Annotated in this window: 11 protein-coding genes, 2 tRNA genes and 1 pseudogene; 8 read left to right on the forward strand and 6 right to left on the reverse strand. The window is 62.7% G+C overall.

What is annotated here, in order from left to right; all coding sequences use genetic code 11:
- The 3 genes and pseudogenes from A3764_RS17535 to A3764_RS17545 form a co-directional block, all read right to left on the reverse strand.
- Positions 1–1,734 (reverse strand): annotated as a pseudogene (locus tag A3764_RS17535) (translocation/assembly module TamB); the annotation flags it as partial.
- Positions 1,734–3,569: an autotransporter assembly complex protein TamA gene (locus A3764_RS17540; protein ID WP_443069395.1), complete on the reverse strand. Its 1,836-nt coding sequence runs from the start codon at positions 3,567–3,569 to the stop codon at positions 1,734–1,736. The gene A3764_RS17540 and the pseudogene A3764_RS17535, both read right to left, overlap by 1 nt.
- Before the next feature lie 277 nt (positions 3,570–3,846).
- Positions 3,847–3,932: transfer RNA gene (locus A3764_RS17545), tRNA-Leu, on the reverse strand.
- 188 nt (positions 3,933–4,120) lie between these two features.
- Between A3764_RS17545 and A3764_RS17550 the strand changes: the two genes are divergently transcribed.
- The 4 genes from A3764_RS17550 (at position 4,121) to A3764_RS17565 (ending at position 7,812) form a co-directional block, all read left to right on the forward strand.
- Positions 4,121–4,795, forward strand: coding sequence for a DsbA family oxidoreductase (locus tag A3764_RS17550; protein ID WP_067925427.1), 675 nt, complete (start codon positions 4,121–4,123; stop codon positions 4,793–4,795).
- Entirely contained in the window at positions 4,792–5,541 is a 750-nt protein-coding gene (gene lipB, locus A3764_RS17555) for a lipoyl(octanoyl) transferase LipB (protein ID WP_269084715.1), read from the forward strand. The genes A3764_RS17550 and lipB overlap by 4 nt, the downstream gene beginning before the upstream one ends.
- Positions 5,542–5,687: 146 nt before the next feature.
- Positions 5,688–7,358 (forward strand): cytochrome c oxidase subunit I, encoded by a 1,671-nt coding sequence (ctaD, locus tag A3764_RS17560; RefSeq protein WP_067927128.1) that lies wholly within the window; start codon positions 5,688–5,690, stop codon positions 7,356–7,358.
- Between the two features lie 139 nt (positions 7,359–7,497).
- Positions 7,498–7,812: a bactofilin family protein gene (locus tag A3764_RS17565; protein ID WP_067927131.1), complete on the forward strand. Its 315-nt coding sequence runs from the start codon at positions 7,498–7,500 to the stop codon at positions 7,810–7,812.
- A gap of 356 nt (positions 7,813–8,168) precedes the next feature.
- Here A3764_RS17565 and A3764_RS24825 read toward each other — a convergent pair whose 3' ends face one another.
- Complete coding sequence (locus tag A3764_RS24825; protein ID WP_150120879.1) at positions 8,169–8,645, reverse strand: hypothetical protein; 477 nt, start codon at positions 8,643–8,645, stop codon at positions 8,169–8,171.
- Between the two features lie 318 nt (positions 8,646–8,963).
- Between A3764_RS24825 and A3764_RS17575 the strand changes: the two genes are divergently transcribed.
- Both A3764_RS17575 and A3764_RS17580 read left to right on the forward strand, forming a co-directional pair.
- Positions 8,964–9,038, forward strand: a tRNA-Gly gene (locus tag A3764_RS17575).
- 225 nt (positions 9,039–9,263) lie between these two features.
- On the forward strand, positions 9,264–10,250 hold the full coding sequence (locus A3764_RS17580; RefSeq protein ID WP_067927151.1) for a response regulator transcription factor: 987 nt from the start codon (positions 9,264–9,266) through the stop codon (positions 10,248–10,250).
- A 3-nt stretch (positions 10,251–10,253) separates the two neighbouring features.
- Here the strand turns inward: A3764_RS17580 and A3764_RS17585 are convergent, their stop codons facing one another.
- Both A3764_RS17585 and A3764_RS17590 read right to left on the reverse strand, forming a co-directional pair.
- Positions 10,254–10,610: a hypothetical protein gene (locus A3764_RS17585; RefSeq protein WP_067927154.1), complete on the reverse strand. Its 357-nt coding sequence runs from the start codon at positions 10,608–10,610 to the stop codon at positions 10,254–10,256.
- Positions 10,610–10,849, reverse strand: coding sequence for an Lrp/AsnC ligand binding domain-containing protein (locus A3764_RS17590; protein ID WP_067927157.1), 240 nt, complete (start codon positions 10,847–10,849; stop codon positions 10,610–10,612). The genes A3764_RS17585 and A3764_RS17590 overlap by 1 nt, the downstream gene beginning before the upstream one ends.
- 142 nt (positions 10,850–10,991) lie before the next feature.
- Here A3764_RS17590 and hisB point away from each other — a divergent pair, with 142 nt between their 5' ends.
- Both hisB and hisH read left to right on the forward strand, forming a co-directional pair.
- Complete coding sequence (hisB, locus tag A3764_RS17595; RefSeq protein ID WP_067927160.1) at positions 10,992–11,579, forward strand: imidazoleglycerol-phosphate dehydratase HisB; 588 nt, start codon at positions 10,992–10,994, stop codon at positions 11,577–11,579.
- 3 nt (positions 11,580–11,582) lie between these two features.
- Positions 11,583–12,221: an imidazole glycerol phosphate synthase subunit HisH gene (gene hisH / locus A3764_RS17600; protein ID WP_067927163.1), complete on the forward strand. Its 639-nt coding sequence runs from the start codon at positions 11,583–11,585 to the stop codon at positions 12,219–12,221.
- The last annotated feature ends 160 nt before the right edge of the window (positions 12,222–12,381 follow it).

Raw genomic sequence — 12,381 nt, forward strand, 5'->3', positions numbered from 1 at the left:
CTCGTTTTCCAGCACGAGGTCCCGCAGGTAGGTGCCAGTTTCGTTGCGGCGCGCCTGCAGGCTCAGTTCGGTGCGCCCGCCCAGAACCGCATCCGCCTGCTCGATCCCCAGCGACAGGTCCTGCGTGCTGCCCGCGACGGCAAGGTCGAACATCCCGCTCAGCGGGGTGACGGTGCCCTTGAGCGCCAGCGCGGTCTGCCCGTCGAGGTCCTGCCCCGCAAGAGCGGAGAACCGCGACAGATTAGACGCCTTCAGCGTCGCGTCGAGCCGGGTCAGGAACCCCTGATCAAAACCGTTGACCACCGCCTGCCCGGTCAGCCCGTAATCGGCCCCCGACAGGTCCAGCCCCGAAATGCGCAGCGGCGAGCCTTCGATATAGTTGATCTCTGCCGCGCCGGAAATCGCGCTGCCCACCGCTTCGGAAACCGCGGGATCGGTAAACTCCATCCCCTGGGTGGCAAAGGTGAGGTCACCTAGGAATTGACCGACAGACCCGAGTTCGCCCTGCAGGGTGCCGACAAGCTCCAGTTCCGTGTCCTCGATCTTGACGCCGGTGGTTTCCAGCGCCCGGATATCGAAACGACCGTCGAAGGCTTCCCCATCGGCGGCATCATAATTCACGTCGAGCCCCACGCGTTGCACGGTGGTGGCTTCCCCGGAAACCGGCAGCAGCACCCGGGTGCCATCCGCGTTCTCGACCACGCCCTCGATGTCGATGAAGGTCGGCCATTTTTCCTGGTTGAGGTTCACCCGGCCCGCGAGCTTCGCGGCCTGCGTGTCCAGCGCGAAGGACGAAACCTCGATCGCGCCATTGCCTTCCAGCAGCGCATCGATCGTCAGCTTCACGTCTTCGCCAAAGAATTCGCGGTAGCGCGGGGCCAGCAGCGCCGTGATGTCGCCGCCGATATCGGCCTGTATGCGGCGGTCCGGCATGTCGGAGGCGCGGCGCGGGGTCTGGGTGCCCAGCACGATCTGCCCCGCCAGCCGCTCGGTATCGTCGGTGGCGATCACCACCTGCGTTTCCAGCGCGTCAACTGGGCCGGAGCCCTCTACCGTCAGGCTCACCGAAGGCTGATCCGGAATATTCAGCAGACGGGCCGCGATGCCCTCCTCCTCTTCCTCAAGCTTCAGCAGCAGGTCGAGAATGCCTTCGGAGCGCTGGTAATCCGCGCTGATCTCGAAGACGCCCCGTTTGTCATCCGTCCGCTGTGCGAGAAAGGCAAGGCGCGCCACGTCATCCGTCAATCGGGCATCGGCGGTCACGGAAAGCTGGGCCTCTTCACCGAGGATGGGCGCGCCGAGGTTGATCTCTTCCACCCCGAAGTCCGCAATCTCGATAGAGACGGGCAGATCCGGCAGGCTGAAGGGCTGGGCCTCGGCTTCGGGCAAGTCGTTGCCCTGCGATACGGGCAGCCGCGGCAGGTCGAGCCGCTGGGCGGTCAGGCTTTCGACTTCCAGCCGCCCGCGCAGCAAGGCGGACCGGTTCCAGTCCAGCACCACGTCCGTCAGCGTCAGCCAGATGCCTTCGTCATCCGCGATGGTCATCTGATCGAACGAGGCCTGCGAACTGAGCGCGCCGCGGAACCCGTCGATGGACACCGTGCGCCCCGAACCGCTCAGCGCGTTCTGGATTGCATTGGTCAGAAACCCTTTGTCATCGTCCTGCGCCATGGCCGGGGCCAGACCCAGTGTCAGCAGGAAAACGATCGTCGACAGGAACCGCGAAACATGCATCAGAAGGACTGCCCTATGCCGATATAAACCTGAAAATTCTCATCCGTCGCGGGGCCGGAGGTCGGCACCGCCACATCCAGCCGGATGGGGCCGATGCCGGTGGCATACCGCAGACCGATCCCCCCGCCCGAATGCCATTCGCCGCTGCCGTCATAGAATTCTTCGGCGCCGACATAGCCGCCGTCCACGAATCCCACGAGGCCAATGGCCTCCGTCACGGTAAAGCGCGCCTCAGCCGACAGGCCGACAAAGCTGCGCCCGCCTACGATGTTACCCCCGCCGAGGTTGACGCCGAGGCTCTGGTAGGGCTGGCCGCGCACCGTTCCCCCGCCGCCGGAGTAGAAAAGGTAATCCGCCGGCGCGTCCCTGAGGTCCGGACCATAGACGGAGCCGAGTTGCCCGCGCAGCGCGAAGGTCACGGGGCGCTCGGTGCCGAATGTCTTGTAGCCGCGCAGATCCGCGTAGCTGCGCAGACCGTTGTCTGCCCCGCGCAGCGCGATGAAGGGGGTCAGCGCGACCCTGGCGAAATAGCCGTCCTTCGCGTCCAGCCGGTCGTCGCGATAATCGAATTCCGCGCTCAGGGGCAGGGTCAGGAGCGTGTAGCGGTTGGTTCCGAAGGCATCCCGCGTCTCCGCGGTGCGCAGCCCCACGCCCAGCGTATAGGTCCGGTTTTCATTGGCGATCCTTTCGATCCCCGCCTCCAGATCGAGCTGGCGGGAGAAGAAGTTCACCTCGTCCAGCTGCTCCAGTTCGGCCAGCGCATAGAAATCGGTATCCTCGTTGAACGTCGCGGGCCGTTCGAACCGGGCGGTAAGCCGGTAGTCGGTCCCGCCCGAATTGCCGCCGATGCCCGAAACCTCGGCCTCCAGCCGCAGACGCTCCGCCCCGCCCAGAAGGTTGCGATGCAGCCAGAACGTGCTGAGCGCGAGCCCCTCGACAGTGGACACCTCCGCNCCGAAGCCGAAGCGGCGGGGCGGTGCCTCCGTCACCTGCGCGGTGATCGGCAGGGTCGCGTCAGGGCCGATCTGCTCCGCCTCGATCAGGGCGACGGCGCTGAAGGCGCGGGTGCGGCGCAGGCGGCGGGTCGCAAGTTCCAGCTCTTCAGGCGAAAACACCTCTCCCGTGGGGAGGCCCGCGATCTCCAGAATACGCTCGGTCCGGACGGCGCGGTTGCCGGTGACGGTCAGCGGGCCGAAGCGCAGGCGCGGCCCCGGGGCCAGCAGTAGGTCCGCATCGACCGCGCGGGCCTCGTGCCGCGCGGTCAGTTCCTGATTGGCCAGTTCGGCCTTGGCGTGGCCCTGATCGCGCCAGCCGCTGACCCCGGCGGCGACCGTATCCTTGAGCACGCCGAGGCTGGCGGTGGCCCCTGTCGCGAATTCCTCGGGCATTTCCGTGCCCGGGGCCACGGGCGCGATGCGCGTCCGGCCAAAGCGGAACTTCGGCCCGGTGTTCACGGCAATGACCAACTGGCGGATTTCACGCGGCGGATCGACCGGCGGAATGGCCGCGGCATCGATCCCGTCCAGCGTGATGGTCAGCGCGGGGCCGAAATAGCCTTCGTCGTAAAGGACGGTCAACAGGCGCTTGTAGTCCGCCTGCGCGGCTGCCAGCAGTTCCTGATTGCTGGGGTCGGCGTCTTCGGCGGTCAGTTCCACCAAAAGGGAGCCTCCGGCCAGCGTGCGATAAAGATCGGTGTCCTCGGGCACGCCCGTGATGCGCAACTCCGCCGCATGACCCGCGCCCGCCACGGCAAGGCACAAGGCCATCAGCCCCGCGCGCATGGTTCCACCGATACCGGATATCTTTCGCATCACGCGGCCTCTCCCCCCGTCCATGTTACGTCGACCTTCCCTGTCGGGCCTCCGCGCCGGACTTATTGCTCTTCATCATCGTGACAATTGAATAGGAACCTAAAGGAATTCGCCCGTCGCCCGCAATCCGAGACTGGGGCCTTTGCCCGGGGGCGGGCCAAAATTGCGGCCACGTTTCAGTGATCTCACGCTCCGCTCGCCCCAGCTTGGCGGGTTCCTGCCGAGGCATTACCGGCGATTCCCGCAAGGCGAGTGTTCGCGCGTCGGCGCGGCGCTTCGTGATACTGAAAGAGAGTGAAAGTGGTGCGGTCGGAGAGACTCGAACTCTCACGGGTGTTACCCCACAGCGACCTCAACGCTGCGCGTCTACCATTCCGCCACGACCGCACGCCATGGATGGTAGGCGGGGGTTTAGCCAAACTCAGAAGGGTTGTGAAGTGCAAAAGAGCAGCCTTTTTTCACCGTGTGCGATCCGCCCCCTCCCCACGCGGCCTTATCGGTGTGAACGCCTCCTCGGGCTTGAAAAATCCTGCTTCGGGCCTGATCTTTGAACCAACCCACGCCAGGAGAGAGACATGACCGACCAGACAGCGCAACAGAACGGCCCCATCGTTCAGGTGGACATCGTATCCGACGTCATGTGCCCCTGGTGCATCGTCGGTTTTCGCCAGTTGGAACAGGCCCTCGGCATGACCGGTACGGGTGCCTACATCCGCTGGCATCCGTTCGAGTTGAACCCCAACATGCCGCCAGAGGGGCAGAACCTGTCCGAACATATCATGGAAAAATACGGCAGCACGCCGGAGCAGAGCGCGCAGAACCGCGCCTATCTGCAGGAACTGGGCGCCTCGCTGGGCATCGAATTCCGGTATGATGCCGACAGCCGCATCGTGAACAGCTTCGAGGCGCATCAGTTGCTCGACTGGGCGGTGAGCAAGAGCAAGCAGCATCCCCTGATGATGGCCCTCTTCGAGGCGCATTTCACCGCAGGTCGCGATGTCTCCGACCGCGAGGTGCTGATCGACGTCGCGCAGAGCGTGGGCCTTGATGCCGAAGAAGCGCGCGAGGTGCTGGAAAGCGGCAGCCAGGCCCAGGACACCCGCGCACGGGAAAATTTCTGGACCTCCCGGGGGATTTCCGGTGTCCCCTCCATGGTCTTTGACGGCAAGTATCTGTTGACCGGGGCGCAGGGGGCGGACACCTATGCGCAGATGCTGCGCAAGGTCGTCGCAGAGAAAGAGGCCGCCTGACGCAACCGCGCCCGGGCCGCAACAGGGCGAACGCAATGGTCGAATGGATCACCAGCGACGGGCTGACCGACTACCGCACCGCCGAGGCGTGGATGGAGGCGCGGGCGGAGGCGATTGCTGCGGGCGAGGCATCCGAGTGTATCTGGCTTCTGGAGCATCCGCCGCTCTATACCGCAGGCACCTCCGCCCGCGTGGAGGACCTGCGCGATCCGCAGCGTTTCAATGTCTATCCCACCAAGCGCGGCGGACAATATACCTACCACGGTCCCGGGCAGCGCGTGGCCTATGTGATGCTCAACGTGGGCGCACGCGGGCGTGACGTGCGCGCATTTGTCCAGCAACTGGAACACTGGGTGATCGAGACGCTCGCCACCTTCAACCTGCGCGGCGAGATCCGCGAGGGCCGTGTGGGCGTCTGGGTGGAACGGCCCGACAGGCCGCGCGGGCCGGACGGCGCGGTGGCCGAAGACAAGATCGCCGCCATCGGCATCCGCCTGCGCCGCTGGGTCAGCTTTCACGGAATCAGCCTGAACGTCGAACCCGATCTTGCGCATTTCGATGGCATCGTGCCCTGCGGCATCACGCGCCACGGGGTCACCTCGCTGGTCGATCTGGGCCTGCCGGTGACGATGGCGGATGTAGACGTTGCGCTGCGCGCGACCTTCGAACAGGTCTTCGGCGATGCCGTGCGCCCTGCCCCGCAGCGGGATACACCCCCTGCCCGGCCCCTTCCGCAAGCTCCCTGAAGGGGCTTTCGCGCCTGCGGAAAACTTCTTCCCTGCGGCAAACGCGCCCATTGCTCCCCGTGCGGGTTCGGCCTAAAACACCCCCCGAGACAGCAGCGCACGCCCGTGCGGGCGCTTGCGTGCAACCATAACCCAGGAGGGACCGCATGGCAGACGCAGCCATCCACGGCCATGACCACCACGATGAGCGCGGCTTCTTCACGCGCTGGTTCATGTCCACCAACCACAAAGACATCGGTATTCTCTACCTGATCGTCGCCGCTGCCGCCGGCTTCGTCTCGGTGGCCTTCACGATGTACATGCGCCACGAGCTCGCCTATCCCGGCGTGCAGTACATGTGCATGGAAGGCGCGCGTCTCTTCGCGTCGGAGGCGACCTGCACGCCCAATGGCCACCTTTGGAACGTGCTGATCACCGGTCACGGCATCCTGATGATGTTCTTCGTGGTGATTCCGGCGCTCTTCGGTGGATTCGGCAACTATTTCATGCCGTTGCAGATCGGTGCGCCCGATATGGCCTTCCCGCGGATGAACAACCTGAGCTTCTGGCTCTACGTGGGCGGTACGACGCTTGCGGTCATCTCGGTCCTCGCGCCGGGGGGTAACGGTCAGGCCGGTTCCGGTGTGGGCTGGGTGCTCTATCCGCCGCTGTCGGTGAAAGAGGGCGGGATGTCGATGGACTTCGCGATCTTCGCGGTCCACGTCTCCGGTGCCTCGTCGATCCTGGGTGCGATCAACATGATCACCACCTTCCTGAACATGCGCGCCCCCGGCATGACGCTGTTCAAGGTGCCGCTGTTCTCCTGGTCGATCTTCGTTACATCGTGGCTGATTCTGCTGTCCCTGCCGGTTCTGGCGGGTGCGATCACCATGCTGCTGATGGACCGTAACTTCGGTTTCGCCTTCTTCGATCCCGCAGGGGGCGGAGACCCGGTGCTGTACCAGCACATCCTGTGGTTCTTCGGCCACCCGGAAGTCTACATCATCATCCTGCCGGGCTTCGGCATCATCAGCCACGTCATCGCGACCTTCTCGCGCAAGCCGATCTTCGGTTACCTGCCGATGGTCTGGGCGATCATCGCGATCGGCGCACTGGGCTTCGTCGTCTGGGCGCACCACATGTATACCGTGGGCATGACCCTGAACCAGCAGGCCTACTTCATGCTGGCCACCATGGTCATCGCGGTGCCCACAGGCGTGAAGGTTTTCAGCTGGATCGCGACAATGTGGGGCGGCTCGATCGAGTTCAAGACGCCGATGCTCTGGGCCTTCGGCTTCCTGTTCCTCTTCACCGTGGGCGGCGTTACCGGCATCGTGCTGAGCCAGGCCGCCGTGGACCGCTACTATCACGACACCTACTACGTGGTTGCGCACTTCCACTACGTGATGAGCCTTGGCGCCGTCTTCGCCATCTTCGCAGGTATCTACTTCTACCTGCCCAAGATGTCGGGCCGCATGTATCCCGAATGGGCCGGCAAGCTGCACTTCTGGGCAATGTTCATCGGGGCCAACCTGACGTTCTTCCCGCAGCACTTCCTTGGCCGTCAGGGCATGCCGCGCCGCTATATCGACTACCCGGACGCCTTCGCGACATGGAACCTGGTGTCGAGCTGGGGCGCGCTGATCTCGGGCCTGTCGTTCCTCTTCTTCTTCGGTGTGATCGCCTACACGCTGCTCAAGGGCGCGAAGGTGACGGAGAACAACCCGTGGAACGAATATGCGGATACGCTGGAATGGACCCTGCCCAGCCCGCCGCCGGAGCATACTTTCGAAATTCTTCCCAAGCAGGAAGAATGGGACAAGATGCCGAACCACTAAGGCGGCAATGCGTCAAAACGATCAAAGGGGCTCCGACGGCGGTCGGGGCCCCTTTGCCTTGTCCTGCCCCCGTGGCGGAACTGTTCAAAAGGCGATATTGCGGCTACATTCGGTCTCATAGTTCAAGAGGGTTATCAAATTGGCGAATTCAGTTATCGAAGAAGACCTGACCATCGAGGGCGACATCCGTTCCGAAGACGGCCAGATCGAAGTGAAGGGGCAGATCACCGGCGATGTTACCGCGCTCTCGGTCTCCGTCACCCAGAACGGCGCCATCAAGGGGGCACTCACGGCGAAATCGATCTCCATCGACGGGCGGCACAACGGCTCGCTGACCTGCGAGGATCTCACGCTGGCCTCGTCCTGTACGGTTCAGGCCGACATCTCGGCCAAGACGCTGAGCACGCAAAGCGGCGCGCGGGTGGCCGGTTCCATCCAGATCAGCGGGCGCTGAAGGCCCCCTGCCCCGGTCACGAAGTTTGTGGATTGTCCACAGACTTTACCGGTCATTACATTCCATCACGTCGTTCATTGTTCCAACCTAGAATGAACCTGAGGGATAAGTTAGGGCGGTTTAAATTCGGTTGATGGCCATGTGGTCAGCCGAAGGTATGCAAGCTTCGTAACTTGCCGCCGCGGCAACTCAGGGGGCTGTCCGCCTCGATGCAACTTTCGGCACGGATTAGGAAACAAGGTACTTTCACGGCAAGCAGTCTTTTGCGGCGCATCGAACGAACGATGAAATCGCAAAAAGCAACTTGGCGAGTTAGACTTCAGCCAACGAAATAGTCTAAGGTCGCGACCTAGTAATCAGTAAGTCATATTGGCGGCTGCCATTGCCGCTAACAGTGGCTTGTGAAGGCTTGCTATATCTTTTCCAAGCTGCGCAAGCTGAGCATCTGTTCGTCGAATTTTAATCCCCGCATCCTTGCCTCGATGCACCACAACAATTTCGGCGCCAGGCTCGTCAGGATCCGGAAATCGATGGCCGTGAATTGCGCTGTTTCGCCGCTCTATGATATGAGAAGCTTGGAGTTCCCGGCGAACTTTCTTTAGTTCATCAACGACTGGGCCCGGTTTGCCGAGCTCTTGACAAAGCTCGACCGCTAATTTGGCCCTCATTTCAATATCTAGCCTCCCAGTGACTTTGAGCCCTACCTTTTCGGTTAAATTTAGGGCTGACCAGATTGCATGAGCAAGCAGGAGTTCGAGGTGCGCAAACTGCGCGCAAATATTTCCGATCTGAACGTTCCGATTTGTCATATGTTTCTGCTTGGTGTGTTCCATGATGGTGCCTATAAACTAACTTTATTTACTGATGTTTACCCAACAAATACCAAAACACGGGGGCCCGGTATCCGCAAACCAACGACATTATTAAAATCTGCATCCACGCCCTCCAAACTCGGATCAGACCCCGCTACTTTATGCGGTAAAGTCTGGCTAGGTTCCCATATAAAATTCGGCGACCGACACCCCGACGGTATATTCACTCCTCGCGGGCAACCAATACAATGAGGACGCCGCAAAAATTTTTGCGGCCGGCGGTCAAATTCCCTCTTGCGGCGCCGGGCTGCTATGGGTATCTCACCGGCACCAACGGATGCGGGCGTAGCTCAGGGGTAGAGCATAACCTTGCCAAGGTTAGGGTCGGGCGTTCGAATCGCCTCGCCCGCTCCAATTGGTTTCCTGCGTACCCGGCAGGATCGCAAAGGACCGCTTCGGCGGTCCTTTTGCGTTTCGGGGGTCAGCCGTTGCCCAGCTTCCGCCCACTTCGTTAACACAATTCCTCAACTAAAAGATGAATGTTCGCCACAATTTCGTCCAGTTCTGCTGTAACATTAACGTCAGAAATTCAGTTGCCGTCGGGTTGGGGCGCGGCAATGACCCACAGAGGACGAGAATATGCGCATTCTTGCTGTCGATGACGACCATTTCATCCGTGAACTGCTGCCACTGGTCTTCGCCGAAGCCGGTATTCCTTCTATCGACATCGCCGCGTCCGGTAGCGAAGCGCTGGAGATGATCCGCGAGGCACCGAAACTCTACGAATTCCTTCTGCTCGACATCATGATGCCAGAAATGGACGGAATCGAGCTGTGCCAGAGGGTGCGGAGAATTCCGGGATACCGCGACACGCCGATCCTGATGCTGACCGCCAAGACGGACATCGCATCGATCGAACAGGCCTTTGCCGCCGGGGCGAACGACTACGTGACAAAACCCTTCGACGTGAAGGAGATCGCCAACCGCGTCCATGTGGCCCAGCGCCTTTTCCAGAGCGCGCAGGCTACGCCGCTGCTCGATCCGCACGGGGTGACGGAGGCAGCCCCGCAGGTGCCCGACTTCGCGCTGGAAGACAGCGTGCGGCTGGCCCATACCGAACACATGGTGCTGCCCTTCTCGCTGGGCAACTACCTGTCACAGCTGGAGCGGAACCACCTTGGCGCACGGGTGGTCTTTGCCGCGCGGATCGATCACGTGGGGCCGTTCTTCGCCAGTTGCACCAGCCATGAATTCGCCATCGCGCTGACCGAAGTCGCCGATGCGCTGGCCGAGGTGATCGCCTGCCCCGAGCTGCTCATGGCCTATGACGGCAACGGCACGTTCCTCTGCATCACCTCGCAGGACTCCATGCCCTCCTGGCCGGAGATCGAGAAAAGCCTCACCAAAGTGTTGCAGCAGAGCGGTGCGGTCTATGACGACGGTCGGCCCATGAAGATCACCGTTTCCGTGGGCGGGCCCATGCCGCCCAACGCCAGCCGGACCAAGCGGGTCCGCAAAACCTTCGATCGCGCGCTCGACCGGATCGACCGCCGCCAAAAGCTGAAGCTGCAGGAAGAGGCCGCGGAACGCGCGACCCAGCGGATGCTCAAGGGGCTGACGGTCTAGCGTTCAGTTGATGGGAAACTGGCGCAGGCAGCGGGCCGCGTTGCGCTGATAATCCTGCAACGTCTCTTCCACGCTGCGCCGGTCTCTCACCTGGCGCAGCGCCTGCTTTTTCTGATGCCAGGTGCCGCTCACATGACGATCTAGAATCAGATAGGTGATCTCGATCATCAGGTCCTTCTCAATATCGCTCATCAGTTCGGCCCCGTTGAGCGCCACCGCCGTCAGCGCCAGCGTGTTGGAGCACCGCAGCGCCGCCGCTTCGCGCCCGCTGTAGACCTTGGGCTGGGCCGCGGCGGGGCCTGCCCCGACAGACACGGCCAGCAGGGCCGCAGTGGCCAGCACGGTGGCCCACCTGCGCATCAGAAGACCTTGAAGGTCATCGTGGTCAGCGACCGTTCGATCCCCTCTATGTCCAGCAGCCTGTCGTTGATGAAAACGCCCACGTCCTCCCCCTTCGGGATGTAGAGCTTCATCAGCAGGTCATATTCGCCGGAGGTCGAATAGAGTTCGGAATGGATTTCGCGCAGGGCAATCTCCTCGGCGACACGGTAGGTGGTGCCGGGCTTGCATCTGATCTGGATGAACACGCAGGTGGACATGCGGGTACCTTTCGACTGCATCGCCACAGGCTGACACATGGGGGGGTGCGCTGCAATGGCGATATGGGTCCGGGCCGAACGGCCTTGGCCTGCGGGACGCGCCTGCTATAAGGGCGCCGAGCCGGGAACCGAAGGACACGCCATGCGCCGCACAACCCTGACCCGCAAGACCGCGGAAACCGACATCACCGTGGAAATCGACCTCGACGGTACGGGCAGCTACGACAATGAAACCGGTGTGGGGTTCTTTGATCACATGCTGGACCAACTGGCCCGCCATTCGCTGATCGACATGAAGATCCGGGCGACGGGCGACCTGCATATCGACGATCACCACACGGTTGAGGACGTGGGCATTACGCTTGGCCAGGCGCTCACGCAGGCGCTTGGCGACAAACGCGGCATCCGCCGCTATGGCGCCTGCCTGCTGCCGATGGATGACGCGCTGGTGCGCACGGCGCTGGACCTGTCTGCGCGGCCCTTCCTGATCTGGAACGTGGCCATGCCGACCCCCGCGATCAAATCCTTCGATACGGAACTTGTGCGCGAATTCTTTCAGGCCCTGTCGACCCACGGCGGCATCACGTTGCACATCGACATGCTGCATGGGCTCAACAGCCATCATATCGCCGAGGCGACGTTCAAATCCGTCGCCCGCGCCCTGCGCGAAGCGGTGGAGATCGACCCGCGGAAATCAGGCGAAGTGCCCTCCACCAAAGGCGCGCTCTGATCAATGCTGACCGCCATCGTCGATTACGAATCCGGCAACCTGCATTCGGCCCACAAGGCGTTCGAGCGCATGGCGCGAGAGACAGGCGCGGGCGAGGTCGTGGTCACCTCTGACGCCGATGTGGTGGCGCGGGCGGACCGGATCGTTTTGCCGGGCGACGGGGCCTTCCCCGCCTGCATGGCGGCCCTTTCCGGTGCGGGCGGCCTGCACGCCGCGATGGAGGAAGCCGTCATCGGGCGCGGCCGCCCGTTTCTGGGCATCTGCGTGGGCATGCAGCTCATGGCGCGGCTGGGGCATGAATACACCCCGACCGAGGGCCTGGGATGGATCGACGGCGAAGTCGTGCCCATCGTCCCTTCGGACACGGCGCTGAAGGTGCCCCACATGGGGTGGAACGATCTGGTGCTGGATGCGGCCCATCCCGTGTTCGACGGGCTGGCGGAAGGCGATCACGCCTATTTCGTGCACAGCTATCACATGAAGGTCGCGGCGCGGGATCACCTGCTGGCCCATGTGGACTATGGCGGGGCGGTCACGGCGGTGATCGGGCGCGACACGATGATCGGCATGCAATTCCATCCGGAAAAGAGCCAGACGACGGGCCTGCGCCTCATCTCCAATTTCCTGTCATGGTCCCCCTGACGAACGCCTTTTGGCGCGGTGGCCGTTCCCAAGGCTAGCGGATTCGCTGCCAGGTCATTTCCCGGCATTGCTGGGCATCACAGGGACGCAGCAGGATCCGGTTGCCGTCCACCGACAGGCGGGTTAGCGCACGNCCGTCGGGTAGAACCAACTCCCATGG

It is taken from the genome of Sulfitobacter sp. HI0129 (genome assembly GCF_001635395.1).
GTDB lineage: Bacteria > Pseudomonadota > Alphaproteobacteria > Rhodobacterales > Rhodobacteraceae > Sulfitobacter.